This is a genomic window from Oceanobacillus limi, assembly GCF_900111445.1.
Lineage (GTDB): Bacteria > Bacillota > Bacilli > Bacillales > Amphibacillaceae > Ornithinibacillus > Ornithinibacillus limi.
The window spans coordinates 183,687-208,950 of the sequence record NZ_FOHE01000004.1; the positions used below are offsets into that span (position 1 = coordinate 183,687).

At 38.5% G+C, this 25,264-nt stretch carries 26 protein-coding genes; 3 read left to right on the plus strand and 23 right to left on the minus strand.

Translation table 11 applies throughout. From position 1 onward, the window contains the following. Positions 1-65: 65 nt before the first annotated feature. From BMX40_RS20125 to BMX40_RS06570, 3 genes are all read right to left on the minus strand, one after another. The gene (locus BMX40_RS20125; RefSeq protein ID WP_170840679.1) at positions 66-242 is read right to left on the minus strand and encodes a hypothetical protein; all 177 of its coding nucleotides are present in this window, start codon (positions 240-242) and stop codon (positions 66-68) included. A gap of 93 nt (positions 243-335) precedes the next feature. Continuing rightward, positions 336-503: a hypothetical protein gene (locus BMX40_RS20130; RefSeq protein WP_170840680.1), complete on the minus strand. Its 168-nt coding sequence runs from the start codon at positions 501-503 to the stop codon at positions 336-338. A 166-nt stretch (positions 504-669) separates the two neighbouring features. Continuing rightward, on the minus strand, positions 670-1,506 hold the full coding sequence (locus tag BMX40_RS06570; protein WP_090868072.1) for a hypothetical protein: 837 nt from the start codon (positions 1,504-1,506) through the stop codon (positions 670-672). Positions 1,507-1,666: 160 nt separating this feature from the next. On the opposite strand from BMX40_RS06570, the gene BMX40_RS06575 reads away from it, so the two are divergent. Together BMX40_RS06575 and BMX40_RS06580 are read left to right on the plus strand one after the other, a co-directional pair. Beyond that, positions 1,667-3,292, plus strand: a complete 1,626-nt coding sequence (locus BMX40_RS06575) for a catalase (RefSeq protein ID WP_090868074.1) — start codon at positions 1,667-1,669, stop codon at positions 3,290-3,292. Positions 3,293-3,716: 424 nt separating this feature from the next. Beyond that, on the plus strand, positions 3,717-4,154 hold the full coding sequence (locus BMX40_RS06580; protein ID WP_090868076.1) for a VOC family protein: 438 nt from the start codon (positions 3,717-3,719) through the stop codon (positions 4,152-4,154). Between the two features lie 302 nt (positions 4,155-4,456). Here the strand turns inward: BMX40_RS06580 and BMX40_RS06585 are convergent, their stop codons facing one another. The 16 genes from BMX40_RS06585 to BMX40_RS06660 all read right to left on the minus strand — a co-directional run bounded on the left by BMX40_RS06585 (position 4,457) and on the right by BMX40_RS06660 (position 17,926). Continuing rightward, positions 4,457-4,753 (minus strand): heme biosynthesis protein HemY, encoded by a 297-nt coding sequence (locus BMX40_RS06585; RefSeq protein WP_090868078.1) that lies wholly within the window; start codon positions 4,751-4,753, stop codon positions 4,457-4,459. A gap of 61 nt (positions 4,754-4,814) precedes the next feature. Beyond that, the gene (locus tag BMX40_RS06590) at positions 4,815-5,537 is read right to left on the minus strand and encodes an EcsC family protein (protein WP_090868081.1); all 723 of its coding nucleotides are present in this window, start codon (positions 5,535-5,537) and stop codon (positions 4,815-4,817) included. 80 nt (positions 5,538-5,617) lie between these two features. Then, positions 5,618-6,631, minus strand: coding sequence for a MoeB/ThiF family adenylyltransferase (locus BMX40_RS06595; protein WP_090868083.1), 1,014 nt, complete (start codon positions 6,629-6,631; stop codon positions 5,618-5,620). 14 nt (positions 6,632-6,645) lie between these two features. Next, positions 6,646-7,662, minus strand: a complete 1,017-nt coding sequence (gene moaA, locus BMX40_RS06600) for a GTP 3',8-cyclase MoaA (protein WP_090868086.1) — start codon at positions 7,660-7,662, stop codon at positions 6,646-6,648. A 41-nt stretch (positions 7,663-7,703) separates the two neighbouring features. Next, entirely contained in the window at positions 7,704-9,416 is a 1,713-nt protein-coding gene (locus tag BMX40_RS06605) for a PAS domain-containing sensor histidine kinase (protein ID WP_090868088.1), read from the minus strand. Positions 9,417-9,435: 19 nt separating this feature from the next. Then, positions 9,436-9,894 (minus strand): GAF domain-containing protein, encoded by a 459-nt coding sequence (locus BMX40_RS06610; protein WP_090868089.1) that lies wholly within the window; start codon positions 9,892-9,894, stop codon positions 9,436-9,438. After that, a complete protein-coding gene (locus tag BMX40_RS06615; protein WP_090868091.1) occupies positions 9,884-10,537 on the minus strand; it encodes a response regulator in 654 nt (217 codons plus the stop codon). The genes BMX40_RS06610 and BMX40_RS06615 overlap by 11 nt, the downstream gene beginning before the upstream one ends. Before the next feature lie 85 nt (positions 10,538-10,622). Continuing rightward, on the minus strand, positions 10,623-11,291 hold the full coding sequence (locus BMX40_RS06620) for a sensor histidine kinase (protein WP_090868093.1): 669 nt from the start codon (positions 11,289-11,291) through the stop codon (positions 10,623-10,625). A 53-nt stretch (positions 11,292-11,344) separates the two neighbouring features. Further along, positions 11,345-12,835, minus strand: coding sequence for a nitrate/nitrite transporter (locus tag BMX40_RS06625; protein WP_090868095.1), 1,491 nt, complete (start codon positions 12,833-12,835; stop codon positions 11,345-11,347). Beyond that, positions 12,836-13,108: a hypothetical protein gene (locus BMX40_RS06630; protein ID WP_090868097.1), complete on the minus strand. Its 273-nt coding sequence runs from the start codon at positions 13,106-13,108 to the stop codon at positions 12,836-12,838. Beyond that, complete coding sequence (locus BMX40_RS06635; RefSeq protein ID WP_090868099.1) at positions 13,101-13,409, minus strand: hypothetical protein; 309 nt, start codon at positions 13,407-13,409, stop codon at positions 13,101-13,103. The genes BMX40_RS06630 and BMX40_RS06635 overlap by 8 nt, the downstream gene beginning before the upstream one ends. Continuing rightward, complete coding sequence (locus tag BMX40_RS06640) at positions 13,399-13,605, minus strand: hypothetical protein (RefSeq protein WP_090868101.1); 207 nt, start codon at positions 13,603-13,605, stop codon at positions 13,399-13,401. Before BMX40_RS06640 ends, BMX40_RS06635 begins: the two co-directional genes overlap by 11 nt. Next, positions 13,595-14,119, minus strand: coding sequence for a Rieske (2Fe-2S) protein (locus BMX40_RS06645; protein ID WP_090868103.1), 525 nt, complete (start codon positions 14,117-14,119; stop codon positions 13,595-13,597). Before BMX40_RS06645 ends, BMX40_RS06640 begins: the two co-directional genes overlap by 11 nt. Positions 14,120-14,130: 11 nt before the next feature. After that, on the minus strand, positions 14,131-14,694 hold the full coding sequence (locus BMX40_RS06650; protein ID WP_090868105.1) for a 4Fe-4S dicluster domain-containing protein: 564 nt from the start codon (positions 14,692-14,694) through the stop codon (positions 14,131-14,133). Further along, on the minus strand, positions 14,695-16,863 hold the full coding sequence (locus BMX40_RS06655; RefSeq protein WP_090868107.1) for a molybdopterin oxidoreductase family protein: 2,169 nt from the start codon (positions 16,861-16,863) through the stop codon (positions 14,695-14,697). It lies immediately after the preceding gene. Beyond that, positions 16,850-17,926: a hypothetical protein gene (locus tag BMX40_RS06660; protein WP_090868109.1), complete on the minus strand. Its 1,077-nt coding sequence runs from the start codon at positions 17,924-17,926 to the stop codon at positions 16,850-16,852. Before BMX40_RS06660 ends, BMX40_RS06655 begins: the two co-directional genes overlap by 14 nt. Before the next feature lie 554 nt (positions 17,927-18,480). Here BMX40_RS06660 and BMX40_RS06665 point away from each other — a divergent pair. Continuing rightward, positions 18,481-19,263: a TerC family protein gene (locus BMX40_RS06665; protein ID WP_090868111.1), complete on the plus strand. Its 783-nt coding sequence runs from the start codon at positions 18,481-18,483 to the stop codon at positions 19,261-19,263. A gap of 62 nt (positions 19,264-19,325) precedes the next feature. On the opposite strand, the gene BMX40_RS06670 is transcribed toward BMX40_RS06665, so the two are convergent. The 4 genes from BMX40_RS06670 to BMX40_RS06685 form a co-directional block, all read right to left on the minus strand. Further along, positions 19,326-21,062 (minus strand): ABC transporter ATP-binding protein, encoded by a 1,737-nt coding sequence (locus BMX40_RS06670; protein ID WP_090868113.1) that lies wholly within the window; start codon positions 21,060-21,062, stop codon positions 19,326-19,328. A gap of 315 nt (positions 21,063-21,377) precedes the next feature. Then, complete coding sequence (gene yfkAB, locus BMX40_RS06675) at positions 21,378-22,505, minus strand: radical SAM/CxCxxxxC motif protein YfkAB (protein WP_090868115.1); 1,128 nt, start codon at positions 22,503-22,505, stop codon at positions 21,378-21,380. A gap of 228 nt (positions 22,506-22,733) precedes the next feature. After that, the gene (locus BMX40_RS06680) at positions 22,734-24,335 is read right to left on the minus strand and encodes an ABC transporter permease (RefSeq protein ID WP_090868117.1); all 1,602 of its coding nucleotides are present in this window, start codon (positions 24,333-24,335) and stop codon (positions 22,734-22,736) included. Next, positions 24,335-25,249 carry an ABC transporter ATP-binding protein gene (locus tag BMX40_RS06685; RefSeq protein ID WP_090868119.1) on the minus strand — a complete coding sequence of 305 codons (915 nt, stop codon included), beginning with the start codon at positions 25,247-25,249 and terminating at the stop codon, positions 24,335-24,337. The genes BMX40_RS06680 and BMX40_RS06685 overlap by 1 nt, the downstream gene beginning before the upstream one ends. Between the last annotated feature and the right edge of the window lie 15 nt (positions 25,250-25,264).

Here is a 25,264-nt window from a genome sequence, read left to right on the forward strand (position 1 = left end):
TTCTAGTCCTTTTCCCGCAATTCTTTATGTATAGAGCCTTAACATTTCAAAAGGCTCTTTCATAATTAGCTAGCTTTACGTACACGAAAGAATGGAATAGATAAGTGCTTTTTCGTTGCTTTATTCGTTTTCTGTTGTTTATACTCCGTAGGTTCATTTTCCTTTTTCGAATACGACATTCGTTGCAGCTGCTCCCTTTTTGCATTAACAAAGCTTTTTCGGATTTCCAATTCATAATACATTCCTTTTTCCTCCTTTATTTGACACTCAACATCCGTATCATATGCGCACGGAAATTATTCGTTCCAACTTTTTCACCTTAGAATAAGCCGGTACTAGCTCACTTTTCTTTTATAGAAATGTAATAACGACTCTTGAATGGACTTTTTTTGTTTAGGTGATTTTTTCGCTTTTACAAGCCTTTGATATGACGCATCCTTTCTCATATTTTCCATACGATTTTCAGCTATGCTTTTATAAACATCAATTTGATAATTCATCATGTACTTCTCCTCCTCGGTTTGTTATCTTACACTTCTTATCATACTGTCTAAAACTCTTACCGTCGCCGGCTTTTCGACTGAATTTCGCACACAAAAAACCCCTACTACTTCTGTAGGGGTCCTCCTTCTTGAGACTGATAAACATGCTAATGAAAACCAATAATTATTAAAATTGCGCCAACCATTCTTCTACTTCATGAAAAAAAGATGGATTTTCTTTCCATGATAATAATGCTCCTAATTCACCTTTGCGATGTACAAATTCCTGAAACATTGCGTCAGCGATATAGTAAGCTAACCTTGTATGGCCAAATCTAGTACCTCCATTTATGGAAAACCACTCTTTAAATACAGTCCTCGGATCTTCTAAAATGTCTGATTTAAAACTACGAATGATTTCGTTTTTATGTTGATTTGCAAAATCAAGCCAATCATCCCCTTCATTATTATAAGAAAAGTAAACGGAAGACTTTAAATCTGGAATAACCTGCCTAGAAAAGTGGGTTGCTGCCCCTTCTTGTAATAACCAAATATAAGGATGCTCCCATTGCATTCGTTTCCAATCTATCTGATACCGGTCGGAAAAGATATTATGTGAGGCATGCCCAAATTCATGGGCAATAATAACCCGTAATGGTTCTTGTTCGGAAGGTAACCTTTCCAACGAAAAGGTAATGTCGGGAATAATTTGTCGATGCGTGTAAGCATTGGATCCATAGGCACCAACGATCAAATTAACGTCGATAGGAAATGTCAATTTGTATCTTGTTTTATACTCATTGATCACATACTTCAATTCTTTCTGTATACGAAAGTGTACTTTCTTAATCGTAGCCTGATCGCTAGGATAACGCTTCATTGCTTTTATTAATCGTTCATCCGTGTTTTGACAATGATTCGCAAAATAAGCATCAAATATCGTAGGGTATTTTTTATAATAATTTCTTAGGTTTTCTAACGTATACTCCTGCGGAAAATCTGGGTATGTATCAATAATTTGCATAAAAATCCCCCCTCTTTCCATATCCATTCGCTATCCATTATAAAAACTCCTCCAAATTTTTGGTATTAAAGTTGATTATTTTTTACCGTGTATGGGCAATTTAATGGTAGTAAATTTTAAGGGTTTACAATAAGGAAATATAAATAAAAGGATGGTTTACATGTCTGAAGATAAAAAGAATAACAGGAAAGAAACGAATATTGAACATGACGATACTTTAACTACAAGACAGGGACACCCTGTAACCAACAACCAAAACATTCGTACTGTCGGGAATCGTGGTCCTGCAACGTTAGAAAACTATGATTTCATTGAAAAAATCAGTCACTTTGATCGTGAAAAAGTTCCCGAAAGAATTGTTCATGCCCGTGGTGCTGGTGCGCACGGTTATTTTGAAACATATGGAACCGCTGGAGATGAACCCATTTCTAAATATACCAGGGCTAAAGTGTTTCAAGAAAAAGGAAAACAAACTCCAGTATTTGTTCGTTTCTCCACGGTTGTTCACGGAAATCATTCCCCGGAAACTGTTCGTGATCCACGTGGGTTTGCAGTAAAATTTTATACCGAAGACGGTAATTGGGATTTGGTCGGAAACAACCTGAAAATCTTCTTTATTCGCGATGCAATGAAGTTTCCTGACATGATTCATGCGTTTCGCCCAGATCCTGTAACCAATGTTCAAAATCCGGAACGCTTTTTTGATTTCTGTGCAAATTCACCAGAATCATTTCATATGGTCACGTTTGTTTACTCCCCATGGGGAATCCCTGCTAACTACCGAATGATGCAGGGATCAGGTGTCAACACATACAAGTGGGTTAATAGTGAAGGAAAAGCAGTGCTTGTTAAATACCACTGGGAACCAAAACAAGGAATTAAAAACTTAACCGTAAAAGAAGCAGAAGAAATTCAAGGGAAGAATTTCAACCATGCAACCCAAGATTTATATGAAGCCATTGAACGTGGTGAATATCCAGAATGGGAACTATTTGTTCAAATCATGGAGGATGGTCCCCACCCAGAATTAGACTTTGATCCACTCGATGATACAAAACTATGGCCAGAAGACCAATTCCCTTGGTTACCAGTAGGAAAAATGGTATTAAACAAAAATCCTGAGAACTATCATACGGAAGTTGAGCAAGCTGCTTTTGGTACAGGAGTATTAGTAGATGGCTTAGATTTCTCCGATGATAAAATGCTACAAGGACGTACGTTTTCTTACTCTGACACCCAACGATATCGTGTAGGAGCAAACTATTTACAACTACCAATCAACGCTGCCAAGAAACGCGTGGCAACAAATCAAGAAGGTGGACAATTACGATACGAAAACGATAAGGCACCAGATCAAAATCCTCATGTCAATTACGAACCATCTATCTTGGGTGGTTTGAAGGAAGCGGAACAAACTGGCAAGGAACATACTCCACAAGTGGAAGGAAACCTTGTTCGCGAATCCATTGATCGACAAAGCAATACCAAACAAGCAGGCGAAACCTATCGCCAATTTGAACAATGGGAAAAAGATGAATTAATTAATAACCTTGTTGGTGATCTTTCTCAATGCGATAAACGCCTTCAAGATAAAATGATCGCTCTTGCAGAAGAAGCAGACGAAGAATATGGTCGTCGCCTACGAGAAGGCCTAGAGCAAAAGAACAAAGAAATGGGTAATATGGAAATGGAAGTCGGCGAGGAAATGCACCCTCTTGGAGCAAAAGATGCGCATAAAGCGGTAAAGGATGCTGTTGAAAAAGGGCATGATGCCCAACCGTATTAATAATGAAGGGGTATCTAGTCCTTGCTAATAATTATCAATGTGCAACCATACCCAATAGAAATTCAAACTACGGATGCCCTCTCGATCCTTATTCCGCCTTTTTTGTCGTAACAATAGCGATTTCGGTCAATTACCCTTAGTTTAAAATCGTTTTTTCTAACAACAAACGCTTGGATAAATTATTATCCAAGCGTTTTTATCCTATTTTAGTTGTTATTTTACTTACCAATGCCAGCTATAAAAAATCAAAGAAGTGATATAATGTAGTTGAACATTTTGCATATTTAGTTCATGAACTGACGAAGCAGGTTAGGAGTCAGTTTAAGAAGGATATTTTCTATTTTTAGCGAATTAATTCAAACATATCAAGTCAAGAACAAGAATACAGGGTATTGAAATAACAGGTACATAGGAGGTATGAGATATGAAGATCACTAGAATCGATCATGTGGGTATAATTGTCAATGACCTTCCAGCCGCGAAAAAATTTTTTATTGACTTTGGCCTTGAAATGCTAGGGGAAGGAGAAGTGGAAGGCGAGTGGGTAGAGCGGATAATAGGGCTTCAAAACGTTAAAGAGGAAGTTGTAATGTTGCGAACTCCAGACGGCGAGGCAAATATAGAACTAGTTAAATTTCACACGCCATCAGACGAAAATGGGATTCAGCGTTCGTTGGCAAATACTCTCGGTATCCGGCATATTGCCTTTGCTGTTGAAGATATTGAGGCCCTTGTTGCCAAGTTAAATAAGAATGGCGCGGAACTTATTGGTGAGATACAAAACTATAAAAACACTTATAAATTATGTTATGTTCGTGGGCCAGAAGGAATTATTTTAGAGTTGGCGGAGCAAATAAAATAAATTAAGATAATTAATAGGTATCGAGCAGATAATTGTTGAGCTTTGACATATCACCAGTGCATAAGTAATCACGTGGATCTGTTTCATTAAAGTTGTTCCTTTAACGGGGCTTTAATGAGAGAAGCAACATGCCAGATTAAAGTAAAAAAAAGCTGGAGGTTTGAATGAACCATCCTCAAGCTTTTTTTGCTATTACAATTAATTTTTATAATGCTAATTCGTATGTTATTTAACCTGCATTTTTAGACTTTTCTCCACGTTATCAAAACTACTTCAGTTTTCTACCTTTACCTATTTAATGCTTAATGATGGTGACCCATTTTCGGATTGGTAATTACCATTTCTTCTTGTGGAACATAGAAGTACTGTATCCAGATACCATCTAGATATTCATTGCCTTTTTCAAGGATAATATCAATATCCTTATCTGTATGCACGACTTCATCTTGTTCTGTTGGAGTATCTAGCTCTATATCGTAATGGGCATGATCTCCATGAATATGCGTTACATAAACACGTATCATTTTCCCTTCTGCTTCTTCACTATCAAGCATTTTCTTCAGTACTTTAGCTGCATTTCGATTTATTTTACATTTCATTTTGCTGACTCCTATCTTATAGATTCCTTTCTATTGTTCCACTTTCAAATGGAGAATACAATTAATAATCCTTGGGAGCCTCTTTTATCAGACGAAGTCGATACGCATTCATGGCAGTCTCCCCAAGTTGATCCAAGAGATTGTAATTGGCATATGCTCCAACAATCGCGCCAAAACCTGGGATTAGCTGTAGCATTTTCACAAAATCAATATAGTCTCGATATTCTTGCTGAAACACTCGCCAATCCATATCGACAAGCTTTTCTTTTTGTTCCTCCCAATTATCAATGATAAAAAATGTTTCTCTACGTTTTTCATCATTGGAAAATGCGAGTTGAAAAACATGTAGAATGAATAACCTTTCCTCATAGCTATCCGTATTATAGCCGTATACGGCTGCTGCATCGAATAAAAACTTCATCTTAATTGATAATAATAATGGGAAATCAGCCAAACCAAGAAAAATTCCACCTGCCCCTGTACCAGCACCTTCAACAGTTGCGGTTTTACGATACGCAGCTAATTTCTCCTTCACTAACTCATCCCGCTCGTAAAGACTCATTCCAATCTGTTGCTTTTTGGTTGTTATATTGGATCCGACTAATGTAGCCTTTACCATGTTCTTAATACCTTCGGTGATAACATGATGCGCTTTATCTGGAATCATACCATTCACTTTGTCTTGGGCTTTTTTTGACAAGTTTTTAATTAAACCTGAACGCTTTAATATCTTCCTTCTCCAAACCTCCACCTCATCAAAAACCATACGCTCATAATCATTCAAACACCCTCACCCCCTCACAAATCAGGTGCCAGGCACCAACAAAAATCGACAAATGACGACAGGTGCCTGGCACCTTCTTTTTATCCTATTAGTTGGTAATAGATTTTTTTTGCTTTTTCGATGGAGTTGGTTCCATGTATTAGTGTGCGACCATCGCGAAAGAATACGAGTCGATAATTTTGGTATTCAAGTGATAACAAAAATGGATTCGATTTCATATCACCTATATTTACGAATCGCTTTGCTAGACCGTCTAGATCAAACACTCCCCCTGCTCGTATTTGAACGGTTTCTCTTCCGCATAACACTTCCGTTTTTGTTTGGTTCTCATAATCAAGATATGGAAAGCTAGGTTCCATGCCACAGGATGGACAATTTTCTTTTTTAGCACGTTCAACATGAATCGTTTGATAATAGTTATTCCACAAATCAAAGGTTACAAGCTTAGAACGTAATGCTGCATCATCCTCTACTAATAGTTTCATCGCCTCCACTGTTTGGTGGGCAACAACCATTTGTACAGCTGGAGAAATGATACCTACCGAATCGCATGTAGCTCCTGATACTGGAACTGCGTTTAATAAACAATATAAACATGGGGTTTGTTCAGGTAATATCGTATAGCTCATTCCCGTACTCCCAACACAAGAACCATAAATCCATGGAATGTGATGCTTTTGAAACAAATCATTCATCACGAAACGAATGTCAAAATTATCTGTCGCATCAATAACGAGATCTACATTATGTAGTAATGGGGAAAGTGCATTGGCACTAGCATCGAATACATGCGCTTCAACTTCCACATCGGAATTGATTTCACGTAGTCTATTTTGTGCTGCAATTGCTTTTGGCATTCGCTCGTTTGCATCATACTCCGAAAATAATTGCTGACGTTGTAGGTTACTAGATTCTACATAATCTCGATCAATTATTGTTAATTTGCCGACACCAGCACGAACGAGCGCTTCTGCATTAGCTGTTCCGAGGGCACCACAACCTAATATTAGCACATGTTTTTGCTGAATTTTCTCTTGGCCTTGTTTACCTATTGGTCGAAATAAAACCTGACGTGAATACCGATCATTAACCATTACCCTCTTCCTTTCTATCCCCCAATATAAGACATTTCTATTTTTGGTTTATTTTTTGCCGTTTCAGCAGTTCGCTCGTCCGAGTATCGATCCCCTCTCGATTCCCATGTCGGAGAAAACGCTGCGGTTAACTCTTCATCTGATAGATTAGAACGAACTAATTCCTTAAGATCAAAGCCACCAGAGGCAAATAAACATGTATAAAACTTACCATCCGCAGAAATTCTACCTCGTGTACAAGTCGAACAAAAGGACTCTGAAACAGATGGAATAAAGCCAACTTCAGTATCCGTCCCTACATATCGATAACGCTTGGCGACTTCACCGAGATAAGAAGGGTCAACAGCTTCTAAATCAAAATGCTGTGACAGCTGCTCAAAGATTTCCTTTTTCGTTATAACATGCTGAAAATCCCAACCATTCGATCGACCAACATCCATAAACTCGATAAAACGTAGTTGAATTTCTTGGTTCTTAAAGTACGTCGCCATTGGAATAATATCCTGATCATTTAACCCTTTTTTTACAACCATATTCATTTTTACCACTAGCCCTACTTCTTGAGCTTTTTGGATCCCCCGTAATACACGTTCCGTACTTACCCCTACATCATTGATCGATTGAAACTTTCCGTCGTCCAATGAATCAAGGCTGACATTCACCCGTTTTAATCCAGCTTCTTTTAATGCCTTTGCTTGCCTTTCTAGCAACGAACCATTTGTTGTTACTCCAATATCCTCCAAACCATCGATCGCGACAAGTTTTTCGATTAGCTCTGGTAAATTTCTACGCAATAATGGTTCCCCACCAGTTAATCGAATCTTTTTGACACCTAATCCAACAAAAATTTTGGCTAAACGTTCGATTTCCTCAAAGCTTAATAAATGATCTTTTGGCATAAACTTAAAGTCCTTACCAAAAATCTCTTTCGGCATACAGTACGTACACCTGAAGTTACACCGGTCTGTCACAGATATCCGTAAATCCTGTAAAGGACGACCAAACTTATCAATTAATAAAAATTCTTTCATGGATTTCCTCTCCTACTAACCCTATTCATATCTGCGAGATACTATAACGGAACTTCTAAGATAACGTAAGTTCCTTTCCCTGGAGTAGATTTGATTTGCAATTCTCCATCTACTGAACGAGCTCTTTCTTCCATACTAATCAATCCAACGCCAGAGTCCAATTTGTCTTCATCAAATCCAATACCTTTGTCTTCAATCGTTACCCTTACAATCCCTTCCATTTCCCTAATGACAACGGAGGCTTGATCTGTTTTTGCATACTTTCTTACATTCGTAAGCGACTCTTGAATAATACGATAAATCGTTATTTCCGTATTGTTATGAAGCCTTTGAGTCAGCGAACAGTCAAATAAAACATCAATATGATAATTCTCAGAAAAACGCTTCAAAAACGAACGAATTGCAGGAATTAATCCTAAATCATCCAAAACAGACGGGCGAAGTTCCCAAGAGAAGTCTCGAACCTCCTGTATTAGGTCGGTGGTTTCTTCAAGCATTTGTTCAACCAAAGGATGATCTAATTCTGCACTTAATCGATTAATGGTGATTAAATGACTGTATAAATTTTGGCCAATACCATCATGTATTTCTCTTGATAACTTTTTCCGTTGCTCTTCCTGTACATTGATAATCCTTGTTAATGTATGTTTCAACTCTTCTTCCACGCGTTTTCGTTTCGTAACTTCAGAACGAATCGCAAGATATTGATATGGTTTCCTCTTTTCATCTAAAAAAGGGACAATCGTTGTATCTACCCAATAATACGTTCCATCTTTAGCCTTATTTCTTATTTCACCTTTCCAAACGTTTCCTGTTCCAATCGTTTTCCATAAGTCTTTAAAGAAGGACCTTGGATGATAACCAGAATTAATAATAGCGTGCGTATTACCAATTAATTCTTCTCTTGAAAACTTCGAAATCTGTACAAATCTATCGTTTGCATAGGTAATCCTGCCTCGTTTATCCGTAATCGCAACGATCGATGATTCGTCGAGGGCCAATTTCAAATCAACGAGCTCTTGCATGGACTTTTCAAGTTCTTCCACGACACGCTTGTGTTCTGTAATTTCATTACGAATTGCAAGATACTGATGTGGTTTTCCTTGATCATTAAGAAACGGAACAATCGTTGTATCTACCCAATAATACGTTCCATCCTTTGCTTTATTTTTTATCTCACCCCTCCAAATTTTCCCGTTCGCAATCGTTCGCCATAAATTACGAATAAATTCCTTCGAGTGGTGACCGGAATTAATAATTCGGTGGTCTTCGCCAATCAATTCCTCTTTTGTGTATTTAGAAATCTGACAAAATTTATCATTAACATACTTTATTTTCCCTGTTTGATCCGTTATTGCTACAATAGTAGATTCATCCAGTGCATATTTAATATCTAACATTTCCTTTACAATCTTTTGAGGTTCCATATCGGTCATAGAGTGATTATTCGTATTTTTATGTAGAGTAAGAAGTTCGAATTCGTTGCCGTTTAGGGTGAATTGATTTTTTCGTAGGAATAAAGGAAACTGGTCTCCGTTAGCATCTCTACCGTAGTGCTGGATCACATTTCCTGGATGGATTGTAGAAATATCTAGGTTAGGAATTACTTGAGTTAACAACATACCCGATTCCACGTTATCTAGTTGAAACAATTGGCATGCTTGCCCACTTATAGACTGTATAATCCCTTTTGAATCAACTACAATAGTAGCTTCCCCTTCATTCAATTGGTTATTTCTTTCTGGACTTTTCATAGAGTATGGCTTCTCCTTTCTATTCAGAAAAATATAAAGGTAACAAAGCCTCAATTTGACGTGCTGTTTGTTTTACCTTGTCGTAGTCAGTCTCTATCAAACGGTAAGGAGTACGGAATCCAATTAATAGAACTCCTTCTGGCATCCCCTTCCATAAAATTGGCGTAGCAAACGCTGTCGTGAGCTTCTCTGCTAACATAATTGGGTAATCTGTGGATTTTCCATCAATGTTTAATGGAAAGTCTTCTATTTCCATCCATCGATTTGTTAAAATCACTTTGCCAGCAATCCCTTTTCCGTATCGAACTGTAATATACTTATATTTCTCATTTCGATTTCCACTCGCAAATGGCCAGGTTATGTCTAATCCAGATTGCTTTTTTAAAGCAATCCCAGAAAAGTCTGCCGGTATACTTTCTCTTAATTCCTTACATTTCAACAAAAACGCTTTTTCGACAGATTCAGAACTACATTCCATAACCAAGCAGCCCTTTCTTTAATGCATAAGAAACCAGCTCTGGTCTTGTTTTCATCTGAAGCTTTTCCATCAAATTACTTTTGTGGGATTCAACCGTTTTCACACTAATCACAAGCTTTTCTCCAATTTCTTTATTGGAATACCCTTTCGCAATTAAAGTTAATACTTCCTTCTCGCGATCTGAAAGTAGCTGGTATCGGTCTGAGCCATCTTGCTTAATATTATCAAGATACTCGTCCATTAAACGTTTGGTTGCTGCTGGATGGAGATAAGCATTCCCTTTACAAACCGATTTTATTGCTTCGATCAGCTCTTGATGTGGTGCACTTTTCAATACACAGCCTGATGCACCTGCTTGGATCGCACGGAATAAATATTCTTCATCATCATGCATTGTCAATATTAATATCGAAGTGTCTGGTAATTGCTTTTTCAATTCTGAAGTTGCCGATAACCCATCTTTTCCATGTGGCATACTTAAATCCATTAACACGACATCTGGTTTTGTTTCTAATGCTTTCTCAATTCCTTCATTGCCTTCAGAAGCTTCTCCTACGACTTCCATCTCAGGTACATTATTTAATAATACACTTAACCCCATTCGAACTACTGCGTGATCATCCACTAACAAAACCTTTATCACGTTATCCCCCCTATTTTAGAAAACTCGATACTCACCTAAGCCTTTAGCGAATACTGACGTTGTACTAATGCAGGATTGAAGCGATTTATCCCTTCCCAATTGTCAAAAACGGCATGATAAGTGAAACTGCCGTCCCCTTATCCAATTCAGACGTTAAAAGAAAATCACCACCAACAAACTCCATTCGGTGCTTCATGGCAGCAAGTCCTTTTAAATCATTATTTTCCTTTACTTCTTGGACATTAAAACCTTTTCCATTATCTATAATATCTATTTTCAATGATTTTTCGCCCCATGTAAAACGAAAGGTCGCTTCATCTACATCTGCATGCTTGGCTATATTTATTAACGCTTCCTGACAAGATCTGAAAATACTTAAACTGCAAGACTCCTCAATCGGTTTCTCCTCCCCTTCATATACAATGTGAATCTGTATTCCAAAGGTGGAGGAGAATAATTTGATATAGCTTTTTAGTGCAGCAAAAAGCCCTAAATTCGATAGGGTATTTGGGTAAAGCTCAACGGATAGAAATCGAATCTCTTGTATGGTTCGATTCATCAGTGCAGATAAATCTTTTGCATAATTTTTCATGACCGGGTCTTCCATTAAAGTTTGTAAATACTCTAACCCCGTATACAAACTAAAAAGGTTTTGACCTACTCCTTCATGAAGCTCTATAGCGATACGTTTTAATTCTTCTTCCTGCGATTGAATGATATACGTACTTGCATCTTTTATGCTTTTTATTTCCATTTCTATCCGCCTTTAACTTAAGAGTAATTTTGCTCATTTAGTGGCAATACCCTTTATTTTTCCGATATTTCACTAAACACACCTGCATAGCGCATTACTTCACCTGATTCATCTTTTATGGCATTGATCGTAAGCCACTCCAAAAAGTACTCCCCATTCTTACGCTTGTTCCAAATCTCACCTTGCCAAAATCCTTCTTTATCTAAACGTTCCCACATCTTATCGTAAAATTCATTTGTATGTTTATTTGAACTTAGCATATTGGGATTATTACCGATTGTTTCTTTTTGCGTATAACCTGTAAGCTTCGTGAAAGCTGGGTTTACGGTAATAATTTTCCCTTTATTATCTGTAACCATCATTCCTAATGGAGTATTTTTTAATACTTGATCAGATAAAGCTAGCTTATCATGGTAATACATCCAAATGACGATGACGAGACTTGCGAGTGCAATTTGAGACAATGCCATAAACCCAATGGCATAATGTCCAGTTAAACTGTATAAACTTGTTAAAATTAAAGGTGGGAAAAATCCTCCCAATCCTCCCATTGCTGCAACAATTCCATTCGCAATACCCGCTTGCTTTTGGAAGTACATTGGTACCAGCTTAAATATAACACCATTTCCAATTCCACCACCAATAGCGATCGTCAAACAACCAACCGTGTACAACCCAATGGAAGGGGCGAACGATAACAATAATGCTGCAACAGTAAATCCAGCAAACACGTACATTAATATAATAAGAGACTGAAAACGGTCTGCAAGCCATCCTCCAACTGGACGTAAAAATGTAGTCAATGCAATAAAGCCAGCAGTTCTAAGTCCTGCATCAACCTGATCTAAGCCAAAGTGATCAACAAGAAAATTTGGAAGATATACGGTAAACGCAACAAAGGAGCCAAAAGTTATAAAATAAAACAAGCTAAATAACCAAAGCTTTTCATTGCGATAAACGCTTTTAATTTGTTTTAGTAATGGTGTATTCACCTTAACTTCTTTTTTATCACCAAAGAAAAAGTTAGCAAGTATAAATATTCCTAATAGACCCATATACAATTGGACCGTAAATGACCAACCAAACTTACCAGCAATTACCGGTGCTGCAAACGCCGTAATTGCCGTCCCAATATTACCGGCTCCATAGATCCCATTAACAAAACCGTGTCGTTCCTTTTCATAGTATTTCGGTAATGACGTAACTCCAACCGAAAACACTGCACCACCAATTCCGAGGAATAAACCTCCAATTAACAGGTCTGCTAGAGAATCTGCAACACTTATGAAATAAACAGGAAACAACAAGACTAAGAAACTAATCATAAATAGAACTCTAGCTCCGAAGAGATTCGTTAAATACCCCATCGGAATCCGAAGTAATGAACCTAATATTACAGGTACAGCCGTTACCCACGCTGCTTCCTGTGCGGTAATTTGAATATCTTCTGTTATAAAAGATAACAGCGAAGACAAAATCACCCATACCATAAACCCAACAACTAAATTCATGGTTTGTAACGGCAGTTGAGCTTTTTTATTCATCTACTTTCCCTCACTTCTAATCACATAATAAAGTGATGCCGATTCATCAAATGCTTTCCATTCCGTTTCTCTTTGTACAACAGAACTACTAAAAGGGACTGCAACAAAGAAACGTTTGTCAAAATAAATACGAAGATGTGTTGCATCTGGACAAGGCTCTACCTTACGTATTTTTCTTTTAATCCAAGGTGCTCGATCTTCATCATCTCTACCATGGATACATACTTCTACAGATGAAGCGATGAATTTTTCTAAATCTTCCGCTTTAACCACTTTTGCAACACCCTCTCGAAACTGGCAGAACTTGCAATTGATATCCTTGTAAACTATTCCAAAAGCCTTCCTCAGCATTACTTTCTAAGTAATCAATCACTTCATCTTCCGTTTGCCATTTACTAATGCCCTTTACTTCAGCAACGATAATCTCTAATCCATTTTCTACTTTTTTATTCAAATACCAGTGGAGGCGACGCTCATGTTTAAAAAGCCCTTCGAAGGTAGACTCAATTTTATTGGATAAGTTCCCTGTTTCTTTTTCTACAAAGCAAAAATCCAAAAATGTCTCACTTAGCATTGTCATCGCCTCCTTTGTGAATCTCTTTCCGGTAAATCATAATTGCTATAGGAAATAAAATAAGGTTAATGCCCATGTATAAAAGGACGAGTTCATAATTTTGATACTTAAATTGGTGAACCAGTAATTGCAAGAATACAATATTTAATGCTAATACAATACATAATCCAATAACCCCGACATAACTACGCTTCATAACGCTTCACCCTTACTGCATAAATGGATCCATCATGAATCTCAACAACAATTTCCGGTAAAGGTCTTCTTGGTGGACCTGCTGTAGGCGCTCCTGTATTCGCATCAAAAATTCCGTGGTGACATGGACAAACCATTTCCTGGTCTTCTTTCACCCAATAAACTGGACATTGTAAATGCGTACAAGCATTTTGATACGCGACATATTTATTTTCTTCTAGCCTAATTAATACTGCACTATCATGTTCACTAGGAAAGTGAAATTCAACGGAATCACCGACTGCAACATCTTTGACATTTGCAATTTTTTGATGAGGATACTCCTTATCCGCCAACCCCATAAGTTCTTTAGCCGCAATTGCTCCCCATGGTAGAGAAGCAATCGCAAACACACCCGCAGAGCCTACAAGTGTTTTCATAAACCCACGTCGGTCTAATGTTCGTTCATTATTTTTATGAATATTATTCGTATAATTATCGTCCTTAATCGGAACTTTATTATTTCGATCTGCCATCGTATATCCTCCTAAAACAGTTTGGTTGTTCCTTGCAATATGCCCGGAAGATTGACTTTTACATTCGTTTCTCCTTCTAAATAAGGCATACTTGTCACCCATTTATCGTTTCCAAGATCATGCATTTGTTGTTTCTCTGCAATCTCTTCTTCCGTTAGCCACTGCAATGTGTTCGATGGACAAACACTAGCACACATTGGAGGGATGCCATCTTTGGTACGATCAATACATAAATCACATTTGTACATAAGATTTTCTTCTTCATCAAACTTAGGTATTCCATATGGGCAAGCTATTGTACAGTTTTGACAGCCAATACATTTTTCAGTTAGAGCAGATAATACTGCTCCTGTTTCATGAATCTGAATTGCTTGTGCTGGACAGCTTCTTGCACATGCTGGGTCAACACAGTGTAAGCACATAAGTGGCATCGTTTGTCGATTTACTAATGGATTCACATCATAAACATAGTTTCTATTTTTTTGCTCATGTCCTCCACATTGTGTGCAGGCAGCTAGACATGATCGACAACCAATACAATTTTCTAATTCAATATATAATCGTTTTTTTTCCATTTAGAGCACCTTCCCGGAATCGAGTTTCTCTATTTCGGCAGCACAAGCTTTGAACTCTGGCATTTTTGATATAGGATCCAGCGCTGCTATTGTTAATAGATTAATTGATTCATCATGACCAAAATGATAAGGTACAAAAACAGTATCCTCTCGAATGGCCTCGGTAATTTTTACTTTATAGTACGCCTTTCCTCTTCTTGTAAAGAGGCGGATATTTTCATCATGTTGAATACCGTATTTAGCTGCAGTAACAGGATGAACTTCCACATATGGATCAGGACACATATCCTTTAAAAATTTGATTCTTCGCGTTTGGTTACCTGATAAATAATGGTATACCACGCGTCCTGTCGTTAATCGCAATGGATATTTTTCATCCGGCTCTTCAGCTGGTGGTCGGTATGGTAGTGCACATATTTTTGCTTTTCCATCTGGATGATAGAACTTTTTATCCAAAAACATATGTGGTGTTCCTTTGTCATCTTCATCTTTACATGGCCAGAACACACCATCTTGTTTATCGATTTTATCCCAAGTTGCACCATAATAATCAGCATACCCACCTTTGGATGCTAGTCGAAACTCTTCCGCTACGTCTTTAGCTGTTTTTAAATGAGAAAAGTATTTCCCTCTACCTAAACGTTCGGCTAGTTCAACTTGGATCTGCCAATCCGGTTTGGATTCACCAATCGGCTCTTGGGCTTTGTTAATTTTAATAATTCTTCCCTCTAAGTTGGTAACAGTCCCTTCGTCCTCTGACCATGTTACAGAAGGTAATATAACGTCTGCATATTCTGCTGATTCAGAGAGGAAGAAGTCCGAGCAAACCATGAAATCAAGGCTCTTTAATCCTTTTCTAACAACATTTAAATTCGGAGCAGAAACAGCAGGATTTGAGCAAAGCAAGTACAATCCACGGATCGTTTTTTCATTCATCAATTCAAACATCTCATAAGCAGAAACACCTGGCTTCGGCATTTCTTCTGGATCAATTCCCCAGACTTTACTTACAGCTTTTACATGTTCTGGGTTGGTAATTTTCCGGTAACCCGGTAGTAAATCCGATTTTTGCCCGTGTTCGCGACCACCTTGACCATTCCCTTGACCAGTGAATGTAGCAACTCCTGCTTTTGGCCGGCCAATTTTCCCAGTTACAAGCGCCATATTCGTATATCCAGAAACGTTATCAACACCTTTATGCTGTTGTTCAATTCCCCGAGCAAACATCACAATTGCATTTGGAGCTTTCCCATAGATTTCTGCAGCACGTTCAATCTTTTCTACTGCTACTCCTGTGATCATACTTGTTGTTTCTGGAGTAAAGTCTTTTACTAGTTCTTTTGTTTCTTCAAATCCATTTGTGTGTTTATTGACGAATTCCTCATCGGCATATCCATTTTTTATTAGCAAATGTAAGATTCCATTTGCTAAAGCTAAGTCTGTTCCCGGTCGTAAATCTAAATGAACATCTGCTCTTCTAGCGACTGGCGTTTCTCGCGGATCAGCAACGATCAGATAACCGCCTCGTTCCTGCACTGCCCAAACACGGAACATAGATGTTGGGTGACATTCTGCAGTATTACTTCCCGCAATAAATAGGCAATCTGTTTCATGAACATCTGTCCACGGTAACGTTGAGCCACGATCCACACCAAACGACCGCAAAAAACCTCCTGCTGCACTGGACATACAGAACCTACCGTTATAATCGATATATCGCGTACCCAATCCAACCCTGGCAAATTTTCCAGTTAAATAACATTTTTCATTTGTCATGGATACTCCACTAAATACAGATAAACTATCTTTTCCGTAGTTCGATTGTAGCTCACCAAACTTTTCCGCAATCAGATCATATGCTTCTTCCCAGCTCGCCTCTCGGAATCCTTCTTGCGTTCCTTTTAGTGAAGCATCGTCCCGAATGAGTGGTTTAAGAATTCGGTCATCATGGTTTGTTTGCTGATATGCAGTAACCCCTTTCGGACACATTTTCCCAACCGTAACAGGCCAGTCATACCGTGGTTCTACCCCAATGATTTTGTTCGTAGACGTATCTACTCGTAGATTCATTCCGCATTGCATACCGCAATAGCTACAGTGTGTCTTTACGAGTGTTTCATTTGGGTGTCTTACATTCTCTATTTCACGAAAAAATTTATCCCTTTGCATTTTGGTTAGCCTCCTTAACTGGCACCTTATGAGTTTCAAATCCTGAGAACCTAGCAATTCGATATTTCCTACGGCAAGGAAGGCATAATTCTGCTAGATTAAAACCGTCTTTCATATTGAATTCCATATCATTTTTTCCTAACACATCGATGACGTCATTGGACTGCTCTGTTGAAACAAACCCTGTACCACAAACCTTGCATTCTTTCATCGATTTCTCCCCATAATGCTCACGGTAGTTTCGCGCAAACACACTTAGTGGGCGAAACGGAATATGTGCTAGTTTTCCAAAAGGTAAATAGATTAAAGTAACGATAACGGAGTATTGATGGATCAACGACATCGCATAATGTCCCGCTCCATGTAAAAATACATTCATAAATGTCAAAATTAATCCGGTAACACTAATAATTAATAAGAGATATAACGGCATAAAGTCATACAAGAAATTTTGGTCAGCCCTAGCTTGCATATTTTTTAGTCGACGATACAGCGCCATGCATACCCCAATGATTACAGAGATCGCACTGAAATTTAATGCATTATATGAGAAAAAGGCGATGATTCCATCCGCAGGGACAGTCATGAGATTAATACCCATGAACACGATGGTATAATATCCGCTTTCTGCCATCGTAAAATACATCCAACCAAAGACAAGCGGAAAAGTAACGAAACAGGAAACAATACAACCCCACCCAATCAGAACATGCTGGGTCCATCGGTAAATTCCCCTATTCCAAATAAACCGGTATGTAGCTAAATGCTCTGCAGACGTTTTCGGAGTGGATTTCCGAAACAATAGTTTTATGCCTTTTTTAATTATTATTTTGGTTGGTGGCCGTTCTCCCCAAGCAATAAAGCGATAAAAGAAGCCTCCTAAAAACACAATTGTTCCTACCATATAGCCATAAAGATTTAGGTCGACGTGCGTAAACATTCTTGTTCCAATAAAGGATAGAATGACAATACCGCTCACTGCCAAGAACATTGATTTAGCAAAATGCGATGCAAATGCATTATTGATCGAATTCTTGCTTACCTTTACATTAGTTTCTTCCATTATGAATCTCCCTATCTGAGCATATTTTTCATACGAATTTCTTCTCCCTTTATTATAGGTACACTATTGCTAAGTCGGAATTAGGGAACTTCCTTATCTTTAAGGGGAAATTCCCCTAACTCTAGTGAAGCTTCATCAGTGGGGGTTAAATCATGTCGGAACGATCACGTCCTGTACGTCGTAACTTCCCACTTCCAACCTACGAAGTAACTAAGTAGGCTAAGCGGGGATTAACTGAAGGTGAAATACCCGATTCGTTTATCTAGCAATCTATGGGTGCTGGAGACCATACGATAAACGTGATATCCGACTCCATCACTCGGTTCAAAGAATTGACATATTTTAAGATTAGTGATTATATAGTAACTAGTTTCAAAGGGGAGTAGCTTTTACAGTAAAGTCGTCAATTCAGAGTATTTTATACTCTCGGTTTTACTGGCAACTACCGGTGTTGTTAGCAAGACCTTTGCCAATGTGGTAAAGGTCTATGTTAGTGGCCTTTACCACATTGCGTGGTGAAGGCCACTATTTTTATAATGAAGGGAACAGAATCTATGGAATCAATTTGGCTAGAATATGCATGGACATTACTCATTTTAATTGGATTAGAGGGGCTATTATCAGCTGATAATGCACTTGTATTGGCAGTTATCGCGAAGCATCTTCCGGAAGATCAAAAGAAGAGAGCAATCAATTACGGATTATTGGGAGCATTTATTTTTAGGTTTACTGCATTATTTACTATCTCTTTTATTGCAAATGTTTGGCAAGTCCAGGCAATTGGTGCAGCATATCTGATTTACTTAGGTGTAAAACACGTCATTTCCGACCACTTCAGCTCTGCAAAAGAAGAAGAGGAGGCAGAAGTGAAGGGTTCTGGTAAAGGCTTTTGGCCAACCGTAGCTAAAATAGGATTGGCCGACCTAGCTTTCGCTATTGACTCCATATTAGCGGCTGTCGCACTAGCTATCGTTCTTCCAGAAACCTCGTTACCTACATTTGGTGGTATGGACGGCGGGCAATTTTTAATCGTTGTATTGGCTGGAATTTCCGGACTGATATTAATAAAATTTGCTGCAACTTGGTTTGTGAAGCTTCTAGACGAGCGTCCTTCACTTGAAACAGTTGCTTACATTATCGTAGCTTGGGTTGGAGTTAAGCTTGCTGTAATTACGCTATGTCACCCTGAAGTAGGAATTTTAGATGAGCATTTTGCACATAGCACCGGTTGGACAATTACTTTCTGGACCATTCTCCTAGGTGTTGCCGTAATTGGATGGTTCCTTTCAGGAAGATCTGCATCAAACAAAAAAGAACAAATTCGAGAAACTTCCTAAACAAAAACAGGGAGGTGCCTGGCACCTCCCTGTTTTTTTCCATACGCCTTTAATGTTCTATTTTACGTCAGTTGCTGTTCTGCAAATTCTTGATAAAGCGCATGAGATGCTATTAATTCTTTATGCGTCCCACTACCTGTTATTTCCCCGTTGTCGATAAAAATAATTTTATCTGCGTCAACAATTGTGGATAACCTGTGTGCAATAACAAAAGTTGTTCTTCCCTCCATCAAACGGGTTAATGCCTTTTGGACAATTCCTTCTGATTGACTGTCCAAACTTGCTGTTGCTTCATCCATCATCAGAATTTTAGGGTCGCGTAAAAAGGCGCGTGCAATATTGATACGCTGTCTTTGTCCACCAGAAAGCTTAACACCACGCTCACCCACCTCCGTATCCAAACCTTGATCAAAAGACCGAATAAACTCATCTGCGAAGGCCATCTTCGTAACCTCCCATAGTTTCTCGTCTGGAATGGTTGGAGCATTTGGTAGCCCATAGGTTAAATTTTCCCGTATCGTCCCTGCCATCATTGCACTTTCTTGGGATACATAGCCAATTTGCCCCCGCCAAGAACGTAATGAGAAATCCTGAATTGGAGTATTACCAATTCGTATCTCCCCGCTAGTTGGTTCGTAATACCTTTCTAACAAAGAAAACAGCGTTGTTTTCCCTCCGCCACTCGGTCCAGCAAATGCAATCATTTCACCAGGTTTCGCCGTAAAGGAAACGTTTTTCAATACAGGATGTGCTTCATCATAGGCAAAAGATACATTCGATACACATATCTCTTCATTCGAAATATCTTTATCAATCCCTGTTTGTCCTGATTCTTCAGGAATTTCCAAAATACGAATAATACGTTCTGTTGCTCCTTTAGCCTTTTGTAACTCCGTAAAAAACATAGCAAAGGATGTAATCGGATAGATAATTTGGAATAAATAAAGTAAAAAAGCTACTAGTGAACCAGTCGACATCGATCCTTCTGCTACACGAATTCCACCATAGCCAATAATAACGACAATAACAAACATAACCACCGTATACATAAATGGCCCTATTAAAGCAAAAATCCGCGCTTCTTTTAGCCCATATTTATATAAATTTACGATGCCAGTCATCCCTTTTTTCTCTTCCACGTTCTCTGCTGTCGATGATTTCATTAACCGTATTTCACTTAGAGTCTGTTGAATATTTCCCGTAAAATTAGCCGTTTCGTCTTGCAGACCCTTTGATATCTTGGACATTCTCGTCCCAAGTGGAATCATAATAATGAATGTTACTGGTACTGCAATTAACATTAATAATGTCATTCTCCAGTCCATAATGAGTAAGATTACGATTGCACCGAAAATGGTAATCAAACCGGTAATAAACTGTGGAAAATGTTGTGAGATTAGATTCTTTACAATACCCGTATCATTAACAACACGGCTAACCGACTCCCCACTAGCTTGTTTATCAAAGTACCCCACCGGAAGTCGAATCAGTTTAAACCACATCATTTCCCGTAATCGAGCAACAATTTTCTGTCCAACTGCAGCTAGTAAATAGGTAGACACACCATCTACCACCGCTTGTAAAATAAACACAATAACAATATTAACTACAAGAGTAGTACTTAATGCTTCAACAGAGAAGCCATCCACCAACTCTCTTGTTAACAGTGGGATGGAAAGACCTACAAGCATTGTCAGAATACTTCCGATCGAGCCGAAAGTTAATGCTAATTTAGGAATATTCGTGGATAAAATCAGATTAATAAAAGGCTTAATTCCATCTTGATTCGTTTTCTTCATTTTATTCTCCTATCTTTTTCAGAAAGTGTATTTCCTTTTAGACAAGCAGTAGTAACTATACCTATACACCTGCCACCTTTTCCCCTGCATTCAGTCCTACATGGTACTAGTTAAACTATATATTTATCATCACGGCCGGACAAGACTTAGCCAATCCTACACACGGATAATGCGAATTTCCAATCAGTGGCTGGATACGAGCTGGACGTGGCTGTTTCTATCAATAAAATTATCCACAGGGATATAATTTCCTGGTAAGCAGGAAAAAAACCACCGTACATCTTATTAATAATGCTCGGTGGTTCCATCTTGTTATCATAAACGGATATTCGCTCTTCTACTTTGAAAATCAACATCTTTGTAATACGTATTTTTCACTAATAAATTTGGACCTAGGCATTTAACGGCAGGACAGTGACAATTGAGTTGTTTTGCCGTATTCGTATCCATCCAGCGTGAATACGCATCAAGTAAGGAGGTATCCTGAATATTCCCTACAGAAGGCTCCTCATCGCCAAAGTCTGTAACGATAACATCGCCGGTAAATATATTTACATTTAGGCGCGACCGTCCATCTGGATCATTTCTTACCGTTACATTTTTTTCTTTATATAGACGCTGAAGCAACTTCAAATCCGCTTCATTCAAACTACATGGATAAAAAGGTAACGTCCCGAACAACATCCAACTATCTTGGTTTCGATGATCAAGTAATCTTGTAATAGCCGCTCTAATTTCATCAAGGTCTAACGTTTCTAGATTACTAGCAAAATCCACTGGGTACATCGGATGAATTTCATGCCGCGCACAGCCCATCTCCAAGACATGATCATGAATCTTTTCTAAATAGGGAAACGTCCGCCGATTTAGCATGGTCTCTGCGGAAACCATCACCCCTGCCTTAGCAAGAGCCTGTGAATTTTCGACCATTTTCTCAAAATACTTTTTCCTATTTTCCTCTGAGGGCTTCCGTTCCATACGCGCAAATCCAGTTTCCGCAAATTCATCTTCAGTACCCCAATTATGGGAAATATGTAAAACATCTAAGTAAGGAATAATTGCTTCATATCGTTGATAGGGTAAAGTCAAATTGGAATTAATTTGAGTTTTTACTCCTCGACTATGGGCATATTTTAGGAGTGGTAAAACATAGTTTCTTACTGATTTTTTGTTCATCATCGGTTCTCCACCTGTAATACTTAACGTGCGTAGATGGGGAATTTCCTCCAACCGTTTCAAGATTAGTTCAATAGGTAAAGCCTCTGGATCCATATCCTGTAGGGTATAGCCAACGGCACAGTGGGCACAGCGCATGTTACACATATATGTTGTAGTAAATTCAACATTTGATAACGTCATTTTACCATGTTCTTCTACATCCATATAAGCTTCCCACGGATCATAGTTTGGGGATAATGCCTTATCCTTTAAATTCATATTCATTGGTAACTCCCTTTCGCTAGTTGTCATTCATCGTTGAATTATTATATGATATATATCTATTATTCTAACATGCACTCATTATTACGAATACTATTACTTGTACCGAGATTAAAAACCCCCGAATTCCATTAAATTCAGGGGTTTGAATCTGATAATCAACTTCGGAAATCAACCTTCATCCGGTTTTATCGCCCTTCCTACCTTAAAAGCCTTCCCGCCAATCAACGATTATCCTTCCATATCTCTTTTATTATAGCCAACAAAACCGATTACCGTAATCATTACTGCAACGATTGTTAAGCTTCCAATAGGCACCCAAGCCATATCTTCAATTGGAAGCTGTGGTACATGACCGAATGGAGATAGATCACCAACCCATTCATCCAATTGAAAAATACCTCCCAAATAAAGAACCACAAACGAGTAAAATAAATAAAGCCAGGTAAAACTCGTTAGTTTTGGCAATACACCTATTAGAAGTACAGCGACACTAATCATAACTAAAATAGCTGGGTAATATGCCACTGCCATCCCATAGACCGTTCCAAATTCAAATGGCTCTTCCATTACAGAAACACCGGCAACCCAAAGCCCAATTGCAGCGAGAGAAATCATAACAAAACCATTTACAACAGCAATAATCAACAAACTCCCCATTAACTTCGTACGTGAAACAGCTCTCCCAAGCAAATGTTCAATTCGGTTTTTCTTTTCTTCTCCATATAACTTATTCATTGCCATCACTGGAGGAATTGCAGCTAGTATTGCCATAACAATCATTAACATTGGTAAAAATTGCTCGGTAAAGGAGTACCCTTCCTCAGATGCTAGCATTTGCATCATCATTTCATTACCTTCAAAAAAGGAATCCAAATCACCTAAAACAGATCCATAGGAAGCTCCAATCACAAACATTCCTATAGCCCATGCAATTGTTCCCGTACGCTGCAACCTTAATGATAGCCCAATTGGAGATTGCAAAAACGCCGATGCGTGTTTTTTACCAGGTTTTGATGGTAAAAAACCAGCCCCTAAATCACGAATTGCATTTAAATAATATGCTAAGAAAAATAGACAGATAGATACACCTAGCATTAAAAGGATTGGCCACCAATCATTCGCACCATAAGCTTCCGTTTTCGTGACCCAGCCCAATGGTGAAACCCAACTTAGCGCTTCATTACTTACATCTCCAATGCCTCGAATCAAGTAAGCAATTAGAAGTACTGCAATAGATAAACCTATCGTGCCGCGAGAGCTTTCGGATAGTTGCGCAAATAATGCTGTTACACCCGCAAATACTATTCCAGTTGCCCCTAAAGTCGCACCATATAAAAGGGACCCTTCTAAATCCATACTTTCTATATTTAGGGCATACAGACCAAATCCAACAATTAATGCTAATAATATATTTACAAACGTATATACCATTAAAGTAGCATGTAAATTAGAAAGACGTCCCACAGGTAATGACCGGATCATTTCTATTCGGCCATCTTCTTCATCACCTCTTGTATGACGTGAAACAAGTAATATGCTCATAAGCCCAACTACTACAGCAGTTAAAAGTAGCATCTGATGAGCAGTCATAACGCCAATGGTATAGTTGGTTAAATCAGCCGGACCAACCATCGCAATCATTGCTGGATTCTCCATTGTCTCTGCCATTACATCTCTATCTTGCTGCGAACCGTATAACTCCAAAAACGACAACGGAACTACAAAAGTAAAAAAACAGATGCCAATGAGCCATATTGGGATTCGAATTCGATCCCGCCTTAAAATTAGCCCAGAGAGTCGACTCGTTCGTTTTATCATCGTATTGGACATTAGGATCTCCCCCCTGCTCCTGACTCTGCTTGCTCTTTCCCTTCATAATGACGCATAAATAGGTCCTCCAATGTTGGTGGTGCACTTTCCAATTTTACAATGTTAAACTGACTAATATGTTTAATAACAGCATCTAGCTCCTCCGTATCCACTTGGAATGATAGCGCCTGTTCCTTCTTCTCCACCTCATGTACTCCATGTAATTCTTGTAATCCAGTAATTGGATTCTTCGTTTCAACAAGCAAATTTGTCCGAGTTAAATGACGTAACTCTGATAATGAACCAGTTTCTATGATTTTCCCCTGTCGAATAATACCTACCCGATCACACAGCTTCTCTACCTCAGACAAAATATGGCTGGACAGCAATACACTTTTTCCAGCTTGCTTCGCTTCCATGACACACTCTTGGAAAACATGCTCCATCAAAGGGTCTAATCCAGAGGTTGGTTCATCTAAAATATAAAGGTCTGCATCCGAGGTAAAAGCAGCTACTAGAGCAACTTTTTGTCTGTTCCCTTTTGAATACGTACGACACTTTTTAGATGGATCTAAGTCAAAACGTTGTATTAGTTCCTCGCGCCTTTGTTTATTATTCCCTCCACGCAGCTTCACAAAGAGATCAATTACTTCTCCTCCAGTAAGGTTCGGCCAAAGATTGACATCCCCAGGTACGTAAGCAATTTTTTTATGAATTTCCACCGCATCTGTCCAAACATCTCTACCAAATATTTGCGCTTGCCCTTCTGTTGCTTTCAATATTCCTAATAAAATACGAATGGTTGTTGATTTCCCTGCACCATTTGGACCTATAAAACCAAAGACCTCCCCTTTTTTTACCTCTAGATTTACACCATCCAATGCACGAAACTTCCCAAATTCTTTTGTTAAATTACTTACCTTTAATACACTCATTCCGTCCCCTCCTCA